The organism is Pseudomonas sp. D3-27 (genome assembly GCF_051132165.1).
GTDB lineage: Bacteria > Pseudomonadota > Gammaproteobacteria > Pseudomonadales > Pseudomonadaceae > Aquipseudomonas.
This window is the reverse complement of the sequence record NZ_CP071667.1, coordinates 5225265-5247375: the sequence shown is the minus strand read 5'-3', so window position 1 is coordinate 5247375 and position 22111 is coordinate 5225265. Positions and strand designations below refer to the sequence as shown.

General features: G+C 61.6%; 17 protein-coding genes. 15 read left to right on the top strand and 2 right to left on the bottom strand.

The features are described 5' to 3' along the window. Window positions 1–47: 47 nt before the first annotated feature. The 15 genes from hutU to mdoH all read left to right on the top strand — a co-directional run bounded on the left by hutU (window position 48) and on the right by mdoH (window position 20024). Entirely contained in the window at window positions 48–1736 is a 1689-nt protein-coding gene (hutU, locus tag J3P92_RS23495) for a urocanate hydratase (protein ID WP_420767006.1), read from the top strand. A 145-nt stretch (window positions 1737–1881) separates the two neighbouring features. Next, the gene (locus J3P92_RS23490) at window positions 1882–3348 is read left to right on the top strand and encodes a purine-cytosine permease family protein (protein WP_420767007.1); all 1467 of its coding nucleotides are present in this window, start codon (window positions 1882–1884) and stop codon (window positions 3346–3348) included. Between the two features lie 70 nt (window positions 3349–3418). Further along, entirely contained in the window at window positions 3419–4387 is a 969-nt protein-coding gene (locus J3P92_RS23485; protein WP_434627985.1) for an ABC transporter substrate-binding protein, read from the top strand. Between the two features lie 71 nt (window positions 4388–4458). After that, complete coding sequence (locus J3P92_RS23480; RefSeq protein ID WP_420767009.1) at window positions 4459–5310, top strand: ABC transporter permease; 852 nt, start codon at window positions 4459–4461, stop codon at window positions 5308–5310. Beyond that, window positions 5307–6137 carry a quaternary amine ABC transporter ATP-binding protein gene (locus tag J3P92_RS23475; RefSeq protein ID WP_434649244.1) on the top strand — a complete coding sequence of 277 codons (831 nt, stop codon included), beginning with the start codon at window positions 5307–5309 and terminating at the stop codon, window positions 6135–6137. Before J3P92_RS23480 ends, J3P92_RS23475 begins: the two co-directional genes overlap by 4 nt. A gap of 210 nt (window positions 6138–6347) precedes the next feature. Then, a complete protein-coding gene (gene hutH, locus J3P92_RS23470) occupies window positions 6348–7871 on the top strand; it encodes a histidine ammonia-lyase (RefSeq protein ID WP_434649242.1) in 1524 nt (507 codons plus the stop codon). 130 nt (window positions 7872–8001) lie between these two features. After that, the gene (gene hutH / locus J3P92_RS23465; protein WP_434649240.1) at window positions 8002–9534 is read left to right on the top strand and encodes a histidine ammonia-lyase; all 1533 of its coding nucleotides are present in this window, start codon (window positions 8002–8004) and stop codon (window positions 9532–9534) included. Between the two features lie 125 nt (window positions 9535–9659). Continuing rightward, window positions 9660–10862: an imidazolonepropionase gene (hutI, locus tag J3P92_RS23460; protein ID WP_434649238.1), complete on the top strand. Its 1203-nt coding sequence runs from the start codon at window positions 9660–9662 to the stop codon at window positions 10860–10862. 11 nt (window positions 10863–10873) lie between these two features. Continuing rightward, window positions 10874–11677, top strand: a complete 804-nt coding sequence (gene hutG / locus J3P92_RS23455) for an N-formylglutamate deformylase (RefSeq protein ID WP_434649236.1) — start codon at window positions 10874–10876, stop codon at window positions 11675–11677. Window positions 11678–11971: 294 nt separating this feature from the next. Continuing rightward, the gene (locus J3P92_RS23450) at window positions 11972–12919 is read left to right on the top strand and encodes a choline ABC transporter substrate-binding protein (RefSeq protein ID WP_434649234.1); all 948 of its coding nucleotides are present in this window, start codon (window positions 11972–11974) and stop codon (window positions 12917–12919) included. A 51-nt stretch (window positions 12920–12970) separates the two neighbouring features. Beyond that, window positions 12971–13858 carry an alpha/beta hydrolase gene (locus tag J3P92_RS23445; RefSeq protein ID WP_434651192.1) on the top strand — a complete coding sequence of 296 codons (888 nt, stop codon included), beginning with the start codon at window positions 12971–12973 and terminating at the stop codon, window positions 13856–13858. Window positions 13859–13962: 104 nt separating this feature from the next. After that, complete coding sequence (gene pip / locus J3P92_RS23440; protein WP_003196909.1) at window positions 13963–14934, top strand: prolyl aminopeptidase; 972 nt, start codon at window positions 13963–13965, stop codon at window positions 14932–14934. Then, window positions 14931–15368 carry a D-aminoacyl-tRNA deacylase gene (dtd, locus tag J3P92_RS23435; protein WP_434649232.1) on the top strand — a complete coding sequence of 146 codons (438 nt, stop codon included), beginning with the start codon at window positions 14931–14933 and terminating at the stop codon, window positions 15366–15368. The genes pip and dtd overlap by 4 nt, the downstream gene beginning before the upstream one ends. A 350-nt stretch (window positions 15369–15718) precedes the next feature. Next, a complete protein-coding gene (locus J3P92_RS23430) occupies window positions 15719–17461 on the top strand; it encodes a glucan biosynthesis protein (protein ID WP_434649230.1) in 1743 nt (580 codons plus the stop codon). Beyond that, on the top strand, window positions 17454–20024 hold the full coding sequence (mdoH, locus tag J3P92_RS23425) for a glucans biosynthesis glucosyltransferase MdoH (protein ID WP_434649228.1): 2571 nt from the start codon (window positions 17454–17456) through the stop codon (window positions 20022–20024). Before J3P92_RS23430 ends, mdoH begins: the two co-directional genes overlap by 8 nt. Window positions 20025–20801: 777 nt before the next feature. Here mdoH and J3P92_RS23420 read toward each other — a convergent pair. Together J3P92_RS23420 and J3P92_RS23415 are read right to left on the bottom strand one after the other, a co-directional pair. Continuing rightward, window positions 20802–21626, bottom strand: coding sequence for an IS3 family transposase (locus J3P92_RS23420; RefSeq protein WP_434611621.1), 825 nt, complete (start codon window positions 21624–21626; stop codon window positions 20802–20804). Between the two features lie 8 nt (window positions 21627–21634). Beyond that, window positions 21635–21937 carry a transposase gene (locus tag J3P92_RS23415; protein ID WP_014717988.1) on the bottom strand — a complete coding sequence of 101 codons (303 nt, stop codon included), beginning with the start codon at window positions 21935–21937 and terminating at the stop codon, window positions 21635–21637. Window positions 21938–22111: the final 174 nt, after the last annotated feature.

Sequence of the window (22111 nt, the reverse complement as noted above, 5' to 3'; positions counted from 1 at the left end):
GCCCACTGCCCGGGCTGGTCTGGATTGATCGCTGAGGAGTTTTTGCTGTGACCGACGCTACCCGCAAACCTGAAAAATACCGTGACGTTGAAATCCGTGCCCCTCGCGGTAACACGCTGACCGCCAAGAGCTGGCTGACCGAAGCGCCGCTGCGCATGCTGATGAACAACCTCGACCCGGAAGTGGCCGAGAACCCCAAGGAGCTGGTGGTCTACGGTGGCATCGGGCGCGCGGCGCGCAACTGGGAGTGCTACGACAAGATCGTCGAAAGCCTCACCCATCTGAATGACGATGAAACCCTGCTGGTGCAGTCCGGCAAGCCGGTGGGCGTGTTCAAGACCCACAGCAACGCCCCGCGCGTACTGATCGCCAATTCCAACCTGGTGCCGCACTGGGCCAGTTGGGAACACTTCAACGAGCTCGACGCCAAGGGCCTGGCCATGTACGGCCAGATGACCGCCGGCAGCTGGATCTACATCGGCAGCCAGGGCATCGTGCAAGGCACGTATGAAACCTTCGTCGAGGCCGGCCGCCAGCATTACGACTCCAACCTCAAGGGCCGCTGGGTCCTGACCGCCGGCCTCGGCGGCATGGGCGGCGCGCAACCGTTGGCCGCGACTTTGGCCGGTGCGTGCTCGCTGAACATCGAGTGCCAGCAGGTGAGTATCGATTTCCGCCTGAAAACCCGTTACGTCGACGAACAAGCCAAGGATCTGGACGACGCCCTGGCGCGCATCGAGAAATACACCGCCGAAGGCAAGGCGATTTCCATCGCACTGTGTGGGAACGCGGCTGAAATCCTGCCAGAAATGGTCCGTCGTGGTGTGCGCCCGGACATGGTCACAGACCAGACCAGCGCCCACGACCCACTCAATGGTTACTTGCCTGCCGGCTGGACCTGGGACGAATACCGTGCCCGCGCCAAGACTGAACCCGCCGCCGTGGTGAAGGCCGCCAAGCAATCGATGGCCGTCCACGTCAAAGCGATGCTCGAATTCCAGAAAATGGGCGTGCCGACCTTCGACTACGGCAACAACATCCGTCAGATGGCCCAGGAAGAAGGCGTGGAAAACGCATTCGACTTCCCGGGTTTCGTCCCGGCCTACATCCGTCCTCTGTTCTGCCGCGGCATTGGCCCGTTCCGTTGGGCGGCGCTGTCCGGTGACCCGCAGGACATCTACAAGACCGACGCCAAGGTCAAGGAACTGATCCCCGACGACGCCCACCTGCACAACTGGTTGGACATGGCCCGCGAGCGCATCAGCTTCCAAGGCTTGCCGGCGCGGATCTGCTGGGTTGGCCTGGGCCAACGCGCCAAGTTGGGCCTGGCGTTCAACGAGATGGTCCGCAGCGGCGAGTTGTCGGCGCCGATCGTCATCGGCCGCGACCACCTGGACTCCGGTTCCGTGGCCAGCCCGAACCGCGAAACCGAATCCATGCAGGACGGTTCCGACGCCGTTTCCGACTGGCCACTGCTCAACGCATTGCTCAACACCGCCAGCGGCGCGACCTGGGTTTCGCTGCACCACGGCGGCGGCGTCGGCATGGGCTTCTCCCAGCATTCGGGCATGGTGATTGTCTGCGATGGCACCGACGAAGCGGCCGAACGGATTGCTCGCGTACTGCATAACGACCCGGGCACTGGCGTGATGCGCCACGCCGACGCCGGTTACCAGATCGCGATCGATTGCGCGAAGGAGCAGGGCCTCAACCTGCCGATGATCACTGGCAAGTAAGTGCAAAAACTGTGGGAGCGAGCCTGCTCGCGATGGCGGCCTGTCAGCCAACGCATGTATCGAATGTGTCGGCCTCATCGCGAGCAGGCTCGCTCCCACAAATAAGAGCATCGTTCGAACCAGAACAATCCACAGAGGTTGAACCATGGCTGTCACCAGCACACGCGATAGCAGCAAGCCGTTGATCGAGAAGCGCTCGATCGACTACATCCCGGAAGGGGAAAGACACGGTCATCTGTTTAGCCAGTTCACCCTCTGGATGGGGGCCAATCTGCAGATCACCGCCATTGTCACCGGTGCGTTGGCGGTGGTGTTGGGGGGTGATGTGTTCTGGTCGTTAATCGGTTTGCTGATCGGCCAGTTGCTCGGCGGTGGTGTCATGGCGTTGCACGCCGCCCAAGGGCCAAAGCTCGGGCTGCCGCAGATGATCTCCAGCCGGGTGCAGTTTGGTGTATATGGCGCGGCCATCCCGATCGTGCTGGTGTGCCTGATGTACCTGGGTTTCACCGCAACGGGCACCGTGCTATCCGGCCAGGCGCTGGGCCAGTTGTTTGGCGTCAGCGACAGTGTCGGCATCCTCATTTTCGCCAGTGTCATCGTGTTGGTCACGGTGCTTGGTTATCGGGTGATTCACTGGATCGGCCGTGTCGCCAGCATCATCGGTGTGATCGCCTTCGTTTACCTGTTCGCTCGCCTGATCAGCCATACGGATGTGGGCGCACTCCTGCAGATCCGCCACTTCAGTTGGAGCAGTTTCCTGCTTGCGGTGTCGCTCGCGGCCTCCTGGCAGATCGCCTTCGGCCCCTACGTCGCGGACTACTCGCGTTACCTGCCGAGCAAGACGTCCTCGGTGAAAACCTTCTTTGCCGCAGGCGCAGGTTCAGTCATCGGCGCGCAGGTGGCGATGATCCTCGGTGTGTTTGCCGCCGCCTCGGCCAACGGGCAGTTCGCCGGCCACGAAGTGGCCTACATCGTTGGCCTGGGTGGCACCGGCGCTACCGCCGCGCTGCTGTATTTCAGCATCGCGTTCGGCAAGGTCACCATTTCCACGCTGAACTCCTACGGCAGCTTCATGTGCATTGCGACCATCATCAGCGGTTTCCGTGGTCACCTGAACGTAACGCGGGTGCAACGCCTGGTGTTCGTGCTGTTCATTGTCGGCGCCGCGACCCTGATCGCGCTGCTCGGCCAGCACTCGTTCCTCGGTGCGTTCAAGTCCTTCATCCTGTTCCTGCTGGCGTTCTTTACGCCTTGGAGCGCGATCAACCTGGTGGACTACTACTGCATAACCCGTGAGCGCTATGACGTGCCGGCACTCGCCGATCCGAACGGTCGCTACGGTCGTTGGAACGCACTGGGTATCAGCGTCTACGTCTTCGGCGTACTGGTCCAGTTGCCGTTCATCGCCACCAAGTTCTATACCGGTCCGCTGGTGGAGGCCATGGGCGGTGTGGATATCTCGTGGATCATCGGCTTGGTGGTTCCGGCGGTGCTGTACTACGTCATCGCTAGAAAATGGCACAGCGCCGTACCCGATCAATTGATCCTGCCGGTCGAGCAGGACGCGGTTGACGCACAACCGAGCAGGGCGGGCCGCATCCAAGCGGTCTGATGGGACGTTGACAGGGCTGGATGCCTCTTGACTGCCGTAAGCCAATCCAACTGATTAGGAGCGTCACATAATGAAATCGAACAAGACCCTGCTGACCACATTGCTGTCCATGGGCCTGCTGGCCAGTGCCGGCGCCACGCAAGCGGCAGGCTGGTGCGAGTCGGGCAAACCGGTGAAGTTCGCCGGCCTGAACTGGGAAAGCGGCATGCTGCTGACCGACGTGATGCAAGTGGTGCTGGACAAGGGTTACGGCTGCAAGACCGATAGCCTGCCCGGCAACTCCATCACCATGGAAAATGCCCTGAGCAGCAACGACATCCAGGTATTCGCCGAAGAGTGGGTCGGCCGCAGCGAAGTGTGGAACAAGGCCGAGAAGGCCGGCAAGGTGGTGGGCGTCGGTGCGCCGGTGGTGGGGGCCATCGAAGGCTGGTACGTGCCACGCTACGTGATCGAAGGCGATGCCAAGCGCAAGCTGGAAGCCAAGGCGCCAGGCCTGAAGAACATCGCCGACCTGGGCCAGTACGCCGCCGTGTTCAAGGATCCTGAGGAACCGTCCAAGGGTCGCTTCTACAACTGCCCGGCCGGCTGGACGTGCGAGCTGGACAACAGCGAAATGCTGAAGAGCTACGGCCTGGAAAAGACTTATACCAACTTCCGTCCGGGCACCGGCCCGGCGCTGGATGCAGCCGTGCTGTCGAGCTACAAGCGTGGCGAGCCGATCCTGTTCTACTACTGGTCGCCGACGCCGCTGATGGGCCAGGTGGACCTGGTGAAACTGGAAGAAAAACCGGGCGTGGATAAAAGCGTGAGCATCAAGGTCGGCCTGTCCAAGACCTTCCACGACGAAGCCCCGGAGCTGGTGGCTGTGCTGGAAAAGGTCAACCTGCCGATCGATATCCTGAACCAGAACCTCGGCCGCATGGCCAAAGAGCGGATCGAGTCGCCGAAACTGGCGAAGATCTTCCTGAAGGAACATCCTGAAGTCTGGCATGCCTGGGTCAGCGAAGACGCAGCCAAGAAAATCGACGCGGCTCTGTAGGTCGAATATTTCCCGGCCAGCCAAAGGGCGGGCCGGGACGTTCACCGCATCCACCTGATCGAGAGTCTCTTATGTTTCCCGAAAGCTTTACCTTCTCCATCGCCGACTGGGTCAACGGTTGGGTCGACGCCCTGGTGACCAACTATGGCGATGTGTTCCGGCAGATCTCCGACACGTTGCTGTGGGCCATCGTCAGCCTTGAAGGCCTGCTGCGCATGGCACCCTGGTGGCTGATGCTGGCCATCGTCGGCGGCGTTGCCTGGCACGCCACCCGCAAGGTCGTCGCTACGGCGGTGATCGTCGGCCTGCTGTTCCTGGTGGGTGCGGTGGGCCTGTGGGACAAACTGATGCAGACCCTCGCCCTGATGCTGGTGGCGACGCTGATCTCGGTGATGATCGGCATCCCGCTGGGCATCCTCTCGGCGCGCAGCAACCGCCTTCGTTCGGTGCTGATGCCGTTGCTGGACATCATGCAGACGATGCCCAGCTTCGTGTACCTCATTCCGGTGTTGATGCTGTTTGGCCTGGGCAAGGTCCCGGCGATTTTCGCCACGGTGATCTATGCCGCGCCACCGTTGATTCGCCTCACCGATCTGGGCATCCGCCAGGTGGATGGCGAGGTCATGGAGGCCATCAACGCCTTTGGCGCCAATCGCTGGCAACAGCTGTTCGGCGTGCAGCTGCCCCTGGCCCTGCCGAGCATCATGGCCGGGATCAACCAGACCACCATGATGGCCCTGTCGATGGTGGTCATCGCCTCGATGATCGGCGCCCGTGGCCTGGGTGAAGACGTGCTGGTGGGCATCCAGACCCTCAACGTCGGGCGCGGCCTGGAAGCGGGGCTGGCCATCGTGATTCTCGCCGTGGTCATCGACCGCATTACCCAGGCCTATGGTCGTCCGCGGCACGAGGTGAGCAAATGAGCAACGAAGTCATCAGCAAGATCGAAGTCAAAAATGTCTTCAAGATTTTCGGCAACCGCTCCAAGGAAGCCCTGGCGCTGATCCGCCAGAACAAGACCAAGGACCAGGTGCTGGCCGAGACCGGCTGCGTGGTCGGCGTGAACGATCTGTCGCTGAGCATCGGCACCGGCGAGATCTTCGTGATCATGGGCCTGTCGGGCTCCGGAAAATCCACCCTGGTGCGCCATTTCAACCGGCTGATCGACCCAACCAGCGGCGCCATCCTGGTGGACGGCGAAGACATCCTGCAGCTGGACATGGACGCCCTGCGCGAATTTCGTCGGCACAAGATCAGCATGGTCTTCCAGAGCTTCGGCCTGCTTCCCCACAAGAGCGTGTTGGACAACGTCGCCTATGGCTTGAAAGTGCGCGGCGAAAGCAAGCAGGTGTGCGCCGAGCGCGCGCTGCACTGGATCAACACCGTCGGCCTGAAAGGCTACGAGAACAAATACCCGCACCAGCTCTCCGGCGGCATGCGCCAGCGCGTCGGCCTGGCCCGTGCCTTGGCGGCCGATACCGACATCATCCTCATGGACGAAGCCTTCAGCGCCCTCGACCCGCTGATCCGCGCGGAAATGCAGGACCAGTTGCTGGAGCTGCAAAAGACCCTGCACAAGACCATCGTTTTCATCACCCACGACCTCGACGAGGCCGTGCGCATCGGCAACCGCATTGCGATCCTCAAGGACGGCAAGCTGATTCAGGTCGGCACGCCGCGAGAGATCCTGCACTCGCCGGCGGATGAGTATGTCGATCGGTTCGTGCAGCGCCGGGCTGCGGTGGTGTAAGGCTGATGTGGCCGGCGGACAGCTATTTTGGGCTGGCAGGCTGTTGTGGCGAGGGAGCTTGCTCCCGCTGGGCTGCGTAGCAGACCCAAAAGAGGCGGCCCCTACGCGCTGGAGCGCCAGCCCGGCCGGGCGGGAGCAAGCTCCCTCGCCACGGGAGTGATGCCTTCAACCCAAGAGACAGCGCACTGAGAATTTGGAATGAGGTTTGAGATGTCCCAGGCTGAAAAAATCATCATCACCGGCGCCCCCCTGCGCTGGCAGGACGTAGTCGCCGTCGCCCGCTTCGGCGCTACGCTCGAGCTGTCGGCCCAGGTCTGGGCGCGGATCGACAATGCCCAGGCCATCGTCCAGCGCATCGTCGAAAGCGGCGAGCGTGCCTATGGCGTCAACACCGGCCTGGGCGCCTTGTGCAATGTCTCGCTCCAGGACGAACAGCTCAGCCAATTGTCGCGCAACACCCTGCTCAGCCACGCCTGTGGCGTCGGCCCGGCACTCGCCGACGAGCAGACCCGGGCGATTCTCTGCGCCGCTATCCACAACTACAGCCAAGGCAAGTCCGGTATCCATCGCCGGGTGGTCGAGGCATTACTGGCGTTGCTCAATCGCGGCATTACGCCACAAGTGCCGTCCCAGGGCTCAGTGGGTTACTTGACCCACATGGCCCACATCGGTATCGCGCTGTTGGGCGTTGGGCAAGTCAGCTATCGCGGGCAGATCGTCCCGGCGCAACAGGCCTTGGCCGCAGAAGGCCTGCAGCCGGTGCAGTTGGGAGCGAAGGACGGTTTGTGCCTGGTCAACGGCACGCCGTGCATGACCGGGCTCAGTTGCCTGGCCCTGGCCGATGCCACGCGGCTGGTGCAATGGGCCGACGTGATCGGTGCCATGAGCTTCGAGGCCCAGCGCGGGCAGATTGCCGCGTTCGATGCCGAGATCATCGCCCTCAAGCCACACCCGGGCATGCAACAGGTTGGTGCGAATCTGCGCGCGTTGCTCGATGGCAGCGAAGTCATTGCTTCGAGCCTGGGTATCCGCACCCAGGATGCCTTGAGCATCCGCTCGATTCCCCAGGTTCACGGCGCCGCTCGCGATCAGTTGGAGCATGCTCGGCAACAGATCGAAACCGAGCTCAACGCTGTCACCGATAACCCAATGCTGCTGGGTACGCCGGAGAGTTTCCGGGTCATGTCCCAGGCCAATCCACACGGCCAGTCGGTGGCGTTGGCGGCGGACCTGCTGGCGATTGCCATGGCCGAGATCGGTTCGATCGCCGAGCGTCGCCTCGACCGCCTGATCAATCCTCACGTCAGCGGCTTGCCGGCATTTTTGGTCGCCAACCCGGGCGTGAACTCGGGAATGATGATCGTGCAATACGTTGCCGCGTCGCTGTGCGCGGAGAACAAGCAACTGGCGCAACCGGCGGTGCTGGACAATTTCGTCACCTCCGGGTTGCAGGAAGACCATTTGAGCATGGGCACCAACGCGGCCTTGAAGCTGCACCGGGCGCTGGAAAACTGCACGCAGATCCTCGCCATCGAGTACCTGCTGGCGGCCCAGGCCTTCGAGTTTCTCAAGGCGCAGCGCTTCGGCGCCGGCACCGACATCGCCTGGAAACTGCTGCGCGAGCGCGTTCCGGCCTACGACCAGGACCGCTGGCTGGCGCCGGACATCGCCAGTGCCGCCGGGCTGCTCAGCGACCCGCACCTCCTGAAAAACGTATTACCGAATTTGCATTGATCAAAAAAGCGCCAGCGTGCCAAGGCACCTATAGCCCCTAGGCATCGCCCAAAAAGCGAAGGTGACGGATAACGGAGCATTCCGGAGCGACTGGCGAATGAAAAAACAAAACTCTCAAAAGGAGCAATAAATGACTGCCTTAAACCTGATTCCCGGCCAATTGAGCCTGGCTCAATTGCGCGACATCTACCAGCAACCGGTCACCCTGAGCCTTGATGCCAGTGCGTCGGCGCAGATCAAAGCCAGCGTTGCGTGCGTGGAACAGATTCTTGCCGAGAACCGCACCGCCTATGGCATCAACACCGGTTTCGGCCTGCTGGCCTCGACTCGCATCGCAAGCGAGGACCTGGAAAACCTGCAGCGTTCCCTGGTGCTGTCCCATGCCGCCGGTGTGGGCGAGCCGATCAGCGATGCGCTGGTGCGGTTGGTCATGGTGCTCAAGGTCAACAGCCTGAGCCGAGGTTTCTCGGGCATTCGTCGGCAGGTGATCGATGCGCTGATCGCGCTGATCAACGCCGAGGTTTATCCACACATTCCGTTGAAAGGTTCGGTGGGCGCATCCGGTGACCTGGCACCGCTGGCGCACATGTCCCTGGTGCTGCTGGGCGAAGGCAAGGCCCGCTACAAGGGCGAATGGCTGCCGGCCGTCGACGCCTTGAAAGTTGCTGGCCTCGCGCCGCTGACCCTGGCCGCGAAGGAAGGCTTGGCGCTGCTCAACGGCACCCAGGTGTCCACCGCGTTTGCCTTGCGCGGCCTTTTCGAAGGCGAAGACCTGTTCGCTGGCGCCCTGGCCCTGGGTAGCCTCACTGTCGAAGCGGTGCTCGGTTCGCGTTCGCCATTCGATGCGCGCATCCATGCGGCTCGCGGCCAGAAAGGCCAGATCGATGCCGCCGCGGCCTATCGAGACCTGCTGGGCGAGCGCAGCGAAGTTTCCGATTCGCACCAGAACTGTGACAAGGTCCAGGACCCGTACTCCCTGCGTTGCCAACCGCAAGTGATGGGCGCCTGCCTGACCCAGTTCCGCCAGGCTGCCGAGGTGCTGGTGATCGAGGCCAACGCCGTGTCGGATAACCCGCTGGTGTTCGCCGCCGAGGGCGATGTGATTTCCGGTGGCAACTTCCACGCCGAACCGGTGGCGATGGCGGCGGACAACATGGCCCTGGCGATTGCCGAAATTGGCTCCCTGAGCGAGCGACGCATTTCGCTGATGATGGACAAGCACATGTCGCAGCTGCCGCCGTTTTTGGTGGCCAATGGCGGTGTGAACTCCGGGTTCATGATTGCCCAGGTGACAGCGGCGGCGCTGGCGAGTGAAAACAAAGCGCTGTCCCATCCTCATTCGGTGGATAGCCTGCCGACCTCGGCCAACCAGGAAGACCACGTCTCCATGGCCCCGGCCGCTGGCAAGCGCCTGTGGGAAATGGCCGAGAACACCCGCGGGATCCTGGCGGTGGAATGGCTGGCGGCGTGCCAAGGGCTGGACCTGCGCGGCGGTTTGAAGACCTCCGCCAAGCTGGAACAGGCCCGGGGTCTGTTGCGTGCAGAAGTGCCGTTCTATGAGAAGGACCGATTCTTTGCCCCGGATATCAATGCAGCGAGTGAATTGTTGGCGAGTCGCTGCCTGAACGAGCTGGTCACGGCGCAGTTGTTGCCGAGTCTGTAAGGGCCTCATCGCGAGCAAGCTCGCTCCCACAGGGGTAGGGGTTGAACATTCATTTGGGTACACCCTGACCCTTGTGGGAGCGAGCCTGCTCGCGATTCGATTTTGAACGCGACGAGGAAACCGGGATGAAAACCCTCTGGCAAAACTGCCACGCCGCCACCATGGCCCAGGGCGTCTACTCGATCATAGAAGACGCCGCCATCGTCACCCAGGGCGAGCACATTCAATGGATCGGGCCCCGTGCCGAACTGCCGATGGGCGACTATCCGGCGGTCAACGACCTCAAGGGCGCCTGGGTCACGCCGGGGCTGATCGACTGCCACACCCACACGGTGTTTGGCGGCAACCGCAGCGGTGAATTCGAACAGCGCCTGCAAGGCGTCAGCTACGCCGAAATAGCGGCGGCCGGCGGTGGCATCGCCAGCACCGTGCGCGCCACCCGCGCCGCCAGTGAGGACGAGCTGTTCGCCAGCGCCGCCAGACGCCTGAAGAGCCTGATGCGCGATGGCGTGACCACGGTGGAAATCAAGTCCGGCTACGGCCTGGACCTGGCCAGCGAGCGCAAGATCCTGCGCGTCATCCGCCGCCTCGGTGCCGAGCTTCCGGTCAGTGTGCGCAGCACGTGCCTGGCGGCCCATGCCTTGCCGCCGGAATACCAGGATCGCGCCGATGACTACATCGAGCACATTTGCGCTGAAATGCTGCCCGCGTTGGCGGCTGAAGGGCTGGTGGACGCCGTTGACGCTTTTTGCGAGTACCTGGCCTTTTCCCCGGCGCAGGTCGAGCGGGTGTTTATCACCGCGCAGCAATTGGGCCTGCCGGTGAAGCTGCACGCTGAACAATTGTCGTCGCTCAATGGCTCCAGCCTGGCGGCGCGCTACCAGGCGCTGTCGGCCGATCACCTGGAGTTCATGACCGAGGACGACGCCAAGGCCATGGCCGCGTCCGGCACCGTGGCGGTGTTGTTGCCAGGGGCGTTTTATTTCCTGCGTGAAACCCAGCTGCCGCCCATGGATGCCCTGCGCAAGCACGGCGTGAAAATCGCCGTGGCCAGCGACCTCAACCCCGGCACCTCGCCGGCATTGTCGTTGCGCTTGATGTTGAACATGGCGTGCACCTGTTTGCGTATGACCCCGGAAGAAGCCCTGGCTGGGGCGACGATCCACGCGGCTCAAGCCTTGGGCATGGCCGGGACCCATGGTTCGCTGGAAGCGGGCAAGGTAGCGGACTTTGTCGCCTGGGACATCGATCGCCCCGCTGACCTGTCCTATTGGCTCGGTGGCGAGCTGGAAAAACGCGTCGTGCGTCACGGCGTGGAAATCGATTGAGGAGAACGGTTGTGGAGAAGGTTCTGAATTTCAAGCAAGGGCGCGTGCCGCTGTTGATCAGCATGCCTCATGCCGGCCTGCGCCTGACCCCGGCGGTACAGGCCGGATTGATCCCGCAAGCCCAAAGCCTGCCGGACACCGATTGGCACATTCCGCGGCTCTATGAGTTTGCCGATGAGCTTGGCGCCAGCACCCTGGCCGCCGAATACTCACGGTTCGTCGTTGACCTGAACCGGCCCTCCGATGACAAACCGATGTACGTCGGTGCCACCACCGGCTTGTACCCGGCGACGCTGTTTGATGGCGTGCCGTTGTTTCGTGAAGGTCTGGAGCCATCCGCCGAAGAGCGGGCGACGTACCTGCAACAGGTCTGGATGCCCTATCACCAAGCACTGCAGCAAGAACTGGCGCGGCTCAAGGCCGAGTTCGGCTATGCCTTGCTGTTCGATGCCCACTCGATCCGCTCGGTGATCCCGCACCTGTTCGACGGCAAGCTGCCGGATTTCAACCTGGGCACCTTCAACGGCGCCAGTTGCAATCCGACGCTGGCGAGCGAACTCGAAGGCATTTGCGCCCGCCATGATCAGTTCACCCACGTGCTGAACGGGCGTTTCAAGGGCGGGCACATCACCCGCCATTACGGCAACCCGGCCCAGGACATCCATGCGGTGCAACTGGAGCTATGCCAGAGCACCTACATGGAAGAGTTCGAACCGTTCAACTATCGGCCCGACCTGGCGGCGCCGACCCAGGTGGTGCTCAGGGAATTGCTCGAAGGTTTCCTGGCGTGGGGGCGGCAGGCCTACAAGAAATAAAGACCTACCCAATACCTGTGGCGAGGGGATTTATCCCCGCTGGGTCGCGAAGCGGCCCCAAAGATAGATGATCCACACGGATTCAGAATTTTGGGACTGCTACGCAGTCCAGCGGGGATAAATCCCCTCGCCACAGGTTTATGGGCGCTGACTCCCTGGAATGGGGACTGTCGCCACCGTGCAAAACCAAGTCGCCACAGTTCACCTTCGCCCCCTCGACGCTGCGTAATGTTCCAGGCACGGTGCATCTAGACGCCGACCTACAACAATCCACTGCCGCACGAGACCCACGCGATGAAAAGACTGTCCAAACGCTGTCTATCGTTCCTCTGCGGTACCGTTCTATTAAGCTCCGGCGCGATGGCCGCCGAGCCTGCGTCTTGCCAGATCGTGCGCATGGGCGTGGTCAACTGGACCGACGTCATTGCCACCAGTGGCATGGCGGACGTACTGCTCACCGGCCTTGGCTACGAAAGCAAGCAGACCAGCGCCGTGCAACAGATCATCTTCGCCGGCATCCGCGACAAGCGACTCGATATCTTCCTGGGCTATTGGAAACCGGCGATGGACAAGAACATCGCCCCGTTCCTGGCGGCCAACCAAGTGAAGGTCCTGGACAAACCTAGCCTGGCCGACGCCCAGGCCACGCTGGCCGTGCCCGATTACGTGGCGGCGGCAGGGCTCAAGAGCTTTGCCGATATCGCCCGGTTCAAGGATGAGCTCGGCGGCAAGATCTACGGCATCGAGCCGGGCAGTGGCGCCAACACCACCATCAAGACCATGATCGAGACCAATCACTTTGGCCTCAAGGATTTCAAACTGATCGAATCCGGCGAGGCGGGGATGTTGGCGGCGGTGCAACGGGCGGTGAATCGCAAGGAGTTCGTGGTCTTCGTTGGCTGGACCCCGCACCCGATGAACATCAACATGAACATCGCCTACCTGACGGGCAGCGAAGACGTGTATGGCCCGAACGAAGGTGCCGCGACTGTCTCCACCGTGACCGCGCCGGACTACGCCCAGCGTTGCCCCAACGTCCAGCGGCTGCTGGAAAACCTGACGTTTACCGCTGCCCAGGAAAGTCAGCTGATGGTGCCGATCATGGAGCGCAAGACTCCCCAGGACGTCGCAAGGCAATGGCTGCGCGAGCACCCCGAGGATCTGCAGCGTTGGCTGGCCGCCGTGACCAGCTTCGACGGCAAGGATGGAATTGCAGCGGTGCAGGCGAGTCTCAAGAACTGATGCAAGCTCCTGGACATTGAGAACCCCGTGGCCTACCCACTTTCCCAGGCAATGACTGCCTTCGTCGACAAGACCCTGAGCTTCACGAGCCCGGACGACAGCCTCGCCGGCTCGCGCGAGGCCTACAGCCAGATGTGTCGGGCGTTCACCCCGTCGCGCCCGTCAACGCTTGCGGTCGAGGACCTGCAATTGGCTGGCGTGGCCATCCGCGCCTATCACGCGCGCGTCGCGCCACCATTGGCCGGCTGGCCGTGCATCCTTTACCTGCACGGTGGTGGTTGGGTGGTAGGGGACCTGGATTCCCATGACTTCATTTGCATGGAGCTGGCTGAAAGCCTTGATGTGCTGGTCGTGGCGGTGGACTACCGGCTCGCCCCGGAGCATCCCTATCCGGCCGGTTTCGAAGACTGCCTCGCGGTGTGGCATCACTTGGCAGACGTCCCATTCGCCATTGATCCACGACGCAAAGCGCTGGCTGGCGACAGCGCTGGAGGCAATCTCGCCGCCGCGTTGTGCCTGGCCCTGCGTGATGCAGGCCAGCCTCAGCCGCGAACCCAAGTGCTGATTTACCCGGCGCTAGGCGGCCCCGCGCATTTGCCGTCGCGCCAGGAGTGTTTCGACGCACCTCTCTTGAGCAGCAGCGACCTGCAACGCTACGACGCCATGTACCTGCACGGTGCCGCCCCCATGCCCTACGCCGCCCCGTTGCTTGCCGACGATCTGAGCGGTTTGGCGCCTGCCTTTGTCGCCGTCGCGCAATGGGACCCCCTGCGTGATGACGGCGTTCTTTATCACGAGCGATTGAATGTCGCAGGGGGCGTGTCGGTCCTGTATCGGGGGGAAGGGCTGGTCCACGGTTGCCTGCGCGCACGTGGGCTGGTGCCAGAGGTCGATCAGATGTATCGCACACTGCTGGCATACCTGGCTGACACGCTTTGACTGTGCGGGGGCATGCTCATTGAGGTGATTCGGGTTTATGATGCCGGACGGCAGACTAAATAGAAGTCCCCACAGGGATGACTCGACCCCTTACGGAGCGCGCAATGCAGACTTTGTACCCGCAGATCAAACCCCATGCCCGGCACGATCTGGCTGTCGATGACACCCACACGCTCTACGTCGATGAAAGCGGCTCGCCAGAAGGCCTGCCGGTGGTGTTCATTCATGGTGGCCCGGGGGCCGGTTGCGATGCGCAAAGCCGCCGCTATTTCGATCCGAACCTGTATCGCATCGTCACGTTCGACCAGCGCGGTTGTGGTCGTTCCACGCCTCACGCCAGCCTGGAAAACAACACCACCTGGGATCTGGTCGAGGACCTGGAGCGCATCCGCAAACACCTGGGCATCGAGAAGTGGGTGCTGTTCGGCGGCTCCTGGGGGTCAACGTTGGCCCTGGCCTACGCCCAGACCCATCCGGAGCGGGTGCATGGCTTGATCTTGCGTGGGATCTTTCTCTGCCGTCCCCAGGAAATCGAGTGGTTCTACCAGGCCGGCGCCAGCCGCCTGTTTCCGGATTACTGGCAGGACTACATCGCGCCGATCCCACTGGATGAGCGCGACGACCTGCTCAGCGCCTTTCACAAGCGCCTGACCGGTAACGACCAGATCGCCCAGATGCACGCGGCCAAGGCCTGGTCGACGTGGGAGGGCCGTACCGCGACCCTGCGCCCGAACCCGCTGGTGGTCGACCGCTTCTCCGAGCCACAGCGCGCGCTGTCGATTGCCCGGATCGAATGCCACTACTTCACCAACAATGCATTTCTTGAACCCAACCAGTTGATCCGCGACATGGGCAAGATCGCCCATTTGCCCGGCGTCATCGTGCATGGCCGCTACGATGTGATCTGCCCACTGGACAACGCCTGGGAGCTGCACCAGAACTGGCCCAACAGCGAGTTGCAGGTGATTCGCGACGCCGGCCATGCAGCCTCGGAGCCAGGGATCACCGATGCGCTGGTACGCGCGGCCGCGCAAATGGCCCGACGCCTGCTTGATCTGCCGCCCGAAGAAGCATGAAAGGGTTGCTGCAACGGGTTCGCGGCGCCCGGGTAGAAGTCGCGGGGGAAATTGTCGGTGCGGTGGACCATGGTTTGCTGGTGCTGGTGGCTGTCGAGCCCGGGGATACCCCTGCCCACGCCGACAAACTCCTGCATAAGCTGCTTAACTACCGGGTGTTCAGCGACGCCGACGGGAAGATGAACCTGTCCCTGGTGGATGTGCAGGGCGATTTGCTGTTGGTGTCGCAATTCACCCTGGCGGCGGACACCAGGAGCGGCTTGCGCCCGAGTTTTTCGACCGCCGCGCCTCCCGCTCTCGGTGAAGAGTTGTTCGACTATTTGCTCAGCCAGGCGAAACAGGTGCATGGCACCGTGGCATCAGGTAGATTCGGCGCCGACATGCAAGTGCATCTGGTCAATGATGGCCCGGTAACCTTTCTGTTACAGGCCTGAAAGCGTTTGAAACATCTTTTCGGTCCGGTTTCGAGGCAAAACAGGATGTTTTCTCGATAAATACTTTGCTAGCCCTGATGCGTTGTCACGCGGCCTACTAGATAATCGCGCGCTACGGGGGACCAGCGTTCGCTGGTCCATTTGACTTAGGTAGAGACTTGTCCTGAACCGTTTGGGGAATCATTTTGCCCCGTCGGAGTCGGAACAATGCTCGCCAACTTGGCAAGAGTGGTCCGCAGGAACGGTTTTTCAGCGCCGTTACCGTGTAGATACTTTATCTGGCCGTTGGTTTTTTGATCAGTTTTCGGCGAGGGTTGCTCGTGATTGTTAGTCCCTGTAATGCACCAAAAATGACTGCCAAACGGTTTAGAAACGCTCTGGTAGCGGGCTCGGCCCTGTTGTGCCTGTTTGGCGCCGGCCAACTGTGGGCATTCAGCCTGGATGATGTATCGGCGAAGGCACAAGAACTGGCCGGGCAGAAGTTCGAAGCCCCGCGCAGCAATTTGCCGAATGAATTCCGCGAAATGAAGTTCGCCGATTATCAGAAAATTCGTTTCCGCACTGAAAAAGCTGAATGGGCCGACCAGAAGACGCCGTTCCGGCTGTCGTTCTATCACCAGGGCATGCACTTCGACACGCCGGTGAAAATCAATGAGATCACCGCGACCACCGTCGATGAGATCAAATATGACCCGGAGCGCTTTGATTTCGGTGACGTCAAGTTCGATCCCAAGGCGACCGAACAGCTGGGCTACGCGGGATTCCGTGTGCTGTACCCGATCAACAAGGCCGACAAGCAAGACGAGATCATGACCATGCTGGGCGCGAGCTACTTCCGCGTCATCGGCAAAGGCCAGGTTTACGGCTTGTCCGCGCGTGGCATGGCCATCGACACCGCACTGCCGTCGGGTGAAGAGTTCCCACGCTTTCGCGAATTCTGGATCCAGCGCCCGAAACCGACCGACAAGCATCTGGTGATCTTCGCCTTGCTGGATTCGCCACGGGCTACCGGCGCCTATCGCCTGACGCTGCGTCCAGGCACCGACACCGTGGTCGACGTGAAATCGCGCGTATTCCTGCGTGATCGCGTCAACAAGCTGGGCATCGCCCCGTTGACCAGCATGTTCCTGTTCGGCGCCAACCAGCCGTCCAAAGTGCTGAACTACCGTCGCGAGCTCCACGACTCGAGCGGCCTGTCCATTCATGCCGGCAACGGCGAGTGGATCTGGCGAGCCTTGAACAACCCGAAACACCTGGCCGTGAGCAGCTTCTCGGTGGAAAACCCGCGTGGTTTCGGCTTGCTGCAACGTGGCCGTGACTTCAGCCACTACGAGGACCTGGACGACCGTTACGACAAGCGTCCAAGCGCCTGGATCGAGCCGAAAGGCGATTGGGGCAAGGGCACCGTGAACCTGGTCGAGATCCCGACTGCCGATGAAACCAACGACAACATCGTTGCGTTCTGGAGCCCGGAAAAGCTGCCTGAGCCAGGCCAGCCTCTGGACTTCGCCTATCGCCTGCACTGGACCCTCGATGAAGCCAGCCTGCACTCGCCAGACAGCGCCTGGGTCAAACAGACCCTGCGTTCCACCGGCGACGTCAAACAGTCCAACCTGATCCGCCAGCCGGATGGCAGCGTGGCCTACCTGGTCGATTTTGAAGGCCCGTCCCTGCAAGCGCTGCCGGAAAACGCAGAAGTGCGTAGCCAGGTGAGCGTCGGCGACAACGCCGAGATCGTTGAAAACAGCGTGCGCTACAACCCGGAAACCAAGGGCTGGCGCTTGACGCTGCGCCTGAAGATCAAGGACCCGAGCAAGGCCACCGAAATGCGTGCCGCCCTGGTCCGGCCGCTTGTGCCGGTCGAACTGCCGGCCGCCTCGCATTCCGTGACCACCTTGGCCAAGGCCGACAAGGTTGCCAAGCAGCAGAGCGAGAAAGAAAAAACCAACGAGCAAGCCAACGAGCAAAAAGAAGCCAAGGCCGTCAAGGCGTCCACCGCCGCCGCCGAGCCGACCCCAACCCCGCAGGAACCGGAACAGACTGAGCAAGTCCTGACCGAGACCTGGAGCTATCAGTTGCCTGCCGATGAGTAATACTCCCGTACAACCAGAATCTCTTCGCGAGTATCTGGCCCATTTGCCGATGACCGACGAGCAGCGCGCCGAGCTGGCGGGCTGCAAGTCCTTCAGCGAACTGCATGAACGCCTGGCTTCGCCGACATTCGATGCACCCACCGAGGCGGCCCAAGCCTCGGTAGGCCGTCGCCTGACGCTGAGCACCGCCGAGGAACTCGAGGACGCCGAAATGCTGGCGCTCGATTCCAGTGGTCGGGTGTGCTTGAAAGCAACGCCGCCGATTCGCCGGACCAAGGTCGTGCCGGAGCCATGGCGTACCAATATCCTGGTGCGTGCATGGCGCCGCCTGACCGGTCGCACCAACCCGCCGAAGCCGCCCCAGGACGAGCGCGTTTTGCCGCACGCTCGCTGGCGCACCGTGGGGTCGATCCGTCGTTATATCCTGCTGATACTGATGCTCGGCCAGACCATCGTCGCCGGCTGGTACATGAAAGGCATCATGCCGTACCAGGGCTGGTCGCTGGTGGACCTGGACGAAGTGCTGCACCAGCCGTTGTTGCAAACGGCCACGCAAGTGCTGCCGTATGCGCTGCAAACCAGCATCCTGATCATGTTCGGGATCTTGTTCTGCTGGGTGTCGGCCGGTTTCTGGACCGCGCTGATGGGCTTTCTCGAACTGCTCACCGGTCATGACAAGTACCGTATCTCCGGTGCCAGCGCCGGCAACGAGCCGATTCCGAAAGACGCTCGCACCGCGCTGGTGATGCCGATCTGTAACGAGGATGTGCCACGGGTATTCGCCGGGCTGCGCGCCACCTTCGAATCCGTCGCGGCCACCGGTGACCTGGATCGCTTCGACTTCTTCGTGCTCAGCGACAGCAACGAGACCGATATCTGCGTCGCCGAACAGCAAGCCTGGCTGGATGTCTGCCGGGAAGCCGGCGGCTTCGGCAAGATCTTCTATCGCCGTCGCCGTCGCCGCGTGAAGCGCAAGAGCGGCAACCTCGACGACTTCTGCCGTCGTTGGGGCAGTGACTACAAGTACATGGTCGTGCTCGATGCAGACTCCGTGATGAGCGGCGAATGCCTGACCAGCCTGGTGCGTCTGATGGAAGCCACGCCGGACGCCGGCATCATCCAGACCGCGCCAAAAGCCTCGGGCATGGACACGCTGTATGCACGCATGCAGCAGTTCGCCACCCGCGTCTATGGTCCACTGTTCACCGCCGGCCTGCACTTCTGGCAGTTGGGTGAGTCGCACTATTGGGGCCACAACGCGATCATCCGCATGAAGCCGTTCATCGACCACTGCGCCCTGGCGCCGTTGCCGGGTAAAGGGGCGTTCTCGGGTGCGATCCTTTCCCACGACTTCGTTGAAGCGGCGCTGATGCGCCGCGCCGGTTGGGGCGTGTGGATTGCCTATGACTTGCCAGGCAGCTATGAGGAGTTGCCGCCGAACCTGCTGGACGAACTCAAGCGTGACCGTCGCTGGTGCCACGGCAACCTGATGAACTTCCGGCTGTTCCTGGTCAAGGGCATGCACCCGGTGCACCGCGCGGTATTCCTGACGGGCGTGATGTCCTACCTGTCGGCGCCGCTGTGGTTCTTCTTCCTGGTGCTGTCCACCGCGCTATTGGCCGTGAACACGCTGATGGAGCCGCAATACTTCCTGGAGCCGCGCCAGCTATATCCGCTCTGGCCGCAATGGCACCCGGAGAAGGCCATCGCCCTGTTCTCGACCACCATCGTGCTGCTGTTCCTGCCCAAGCTCTTGAGTATCGTGCTGATCTGGGCAAAAGGCGCGAAAGAGTTCGGTGGCAAGTTCAAGGTCACGATGTCGATGCTGCTGGAGATGCTGTTCTCCATGTTGCTGGCGCCGGTGCGCATGATCTTTCATACCCGCTTCGTCCTTGCCGCTTTCCTGGGCTGGGCCGCGACCTGGAACTCGCCCAAGCGCGACGACGACTCCACGCCATGGAGCGAAGCCATCAAGCGCCACGGCCCGCAGACCTTACTGGGCTTCTTCTGGGCACTGCTGGTGATCTGGCTGAACCCAAGCTTCCTGTGGTGGCTCGTGCCGATCGTCGGCTCGCTGATGCTGTCGATCCCGGTCTCGGTGATTTCCAGTCGCGTGGGCCTGGGCTTGAAGTCCCGTGATGAAAGCCTGTTCCTGATCCCCGAGGAATACGCACCGCCTCAGGAGCTGCTGTCGACTGACCAGTACACCCACGAAAACCGTTGGCACGCGCTGAACGACGGCTTCATCCGGGCGGTGGTCGATCCGCAACAGAATGCCTTGGCGTGTGCATTGGCGACTTCCCGTCACGGCCAGGCCGAACCGATTGAATGGCTACGGGTCGAACGCGTCCGTCACGCACTGAAGGCTGGCCCGGCCGGTCTCAGCAATGCCGAGCGACTGGCGCTGCTGAGCGACCCGGTGGCCTTGTCCCGCCTGCATGAGCAGGTCTGGAACGAGGCGCATCCCGAGTGGCTGGCGGCATGGCGTGAGTCGGTCAAGGCCGATCCGCATGCACCGTTGCTGCCGCTTCAGCCGGTTAGCGTACAGCCTCAGTTGGCCTGATAAACAAAAAGCCCCGCTTCTGAAAGGAAGCGGGGCTTTTTGTTGGGCGCAAACTCAGTTTTTCCAGCAGCCCGCCCCCACAATTGCCTTGCTGTGTACATGACTGCTGCGGCGTTGAAGATCAAATGTGGGAGCGAGCCTGCTCGCGATGAGGCCGGCATATTCAACATCTCCACTGGCCGTGACCCCGCCATCGCGAGCAGGCTCGCTCCCACAATGGATTTGCGGTGTACGTGAGAGCTGCGGCGCTGAAGATCAAATGTGGGAGCGAGCCCGCTCGCGATGGGGCCGGCACGTTCGACATCTTCACTGGCCGTGACACCGCTATCGCGAGCAGGCTCGCTCCCACAATGGGTTTGCGGTGTACGTGAGAGCTGCGGCGCTGAAGATCAAATGTGGGAGCGAGCCTGCTCGCGATGAGGCCGGCATATTCAACATCTCCACTGGCCGTGACACCGCTATCGCGAGCAGGCTCGCTCTCACAATGGGTTTGCGGTGTAGGTGAGAGCTGCGGCGCTGAAGATCAAATGTGGGAGCGAGCCTGCTCGCGATAAGGCCGGCACGTTCGACATCTTCACTGGCCGTGACACCGCTATCGCGAGCAGGCTCGCTCCCACAATGGGTTTGCGGTGTAGATGAGAGCTGCGGCGTTGAAGATCAAATGTGGGAGCGAGCCTGCTCGCGATAAGGCCGGCACGTTCGACATCTTCACTGGCCGTGACACCGCTATCGCGAGCAGGCTGAACTGGTCAAGTAATCTTGGACACCGATTAAGGTTCACGCCGCCAACCTTTCCTTCGCGACCGGCGACCGGTAGTCGTTGTAGCTGTGAGGCCTGCTGATGTTGTAGCGCGAGACATAGCGCTGCACGTCTGCCCGGGCCTCATGTTCCAGTTTGTAGCCCGTTTCAGGAACCCACTCTGATTTCAAACTACCAAAGAAACGCTCCATGGGGGCGTTGTCCCAGCACTCGCCTTTACGGCTCATACTTTGCCTAAACCCGTGTTTCACAAGCTCGTTTCGGAATTTATGACTGGTGTACTGACAACCTTGGTCTGAATGAAACAACACATCCTGGGGGTGGCCGCGTAGCTCAACCGCCATGCGTAGCGCTTCGCAGGTCAGGTTGGCATCAGAAATCATCGAGAACGACCAACCCACGATCCTCCGAGCGTACAGATCCAGAACGGCGGCGAAGTACATCCACCGCTTGCCGACCTTGATGTAAGTCACGTCGCCACACCACACCTGGTTAACCGCCGTTACATCAAATTTTCGCTTGAGCACGTGCGGCGCCACCAATGCCTCAACGCCCGGCGACTTGTACTTATGGCGCCTGCGCTGACGACTAGCGATGCCAGCTTCGCGCATCAAACTGCGAGCCATATAACGTCCGATACGATGCCCTTTGGCTTTTAGCTCCTTGGACAAAGTACGTGCGCCGGCCGACTCTCTGGACGCCCTGTGGTGCCTGACCAGCGCGGCTTTGAGCTTGTCCCGTTCAGGATTTGCTCTGCCTTGGCGCTGGCGCCAGGCGTAGAAACTACTGCGGTTGATCCCAAACGCCCGGCAACACCTTTTAACGCCGTATTGCTCGTCCAGCTCATCGATCAGCGTGAATGATCTTTGGCGTCCAAAAGCAGGAGAGCACTGGCCTTTTTTAGGATTTCAATGTCCAGGTCTTTCTCCCTGAGTAGGGCTTTGAGCCTCTGGATTTCTCGCTGATCAGCGGTAATCGCCTTGGCCCCTACCGGGGTCGAACCCAGGCGTTCTTTTTGCACTTGATCGACCCAGCGGCGCAGAGCAGTGGGGCCGATATCTAGGCTGGCACAGACCTCGGTAACCGGCTGGCCTTCATCCAGCACCATGCTGGCAGCCTTGAGCTTGAACTCACTCGAATAAGATTTACGCATATCCAAACACCTCAGATTTGGGCGCTATCATAGCGCCCGATTGAAGTGTCCAAAATCATTAGGCCAGTTCAGGCTCGCTCCCACAGTGGATTTGCGGTGTACGTGAGAGCTGCGGCGCTGAAGATCAACTGTGGGAGCGAGCTTGCTCGCGATGAGGCCGGCACGTTCAACATC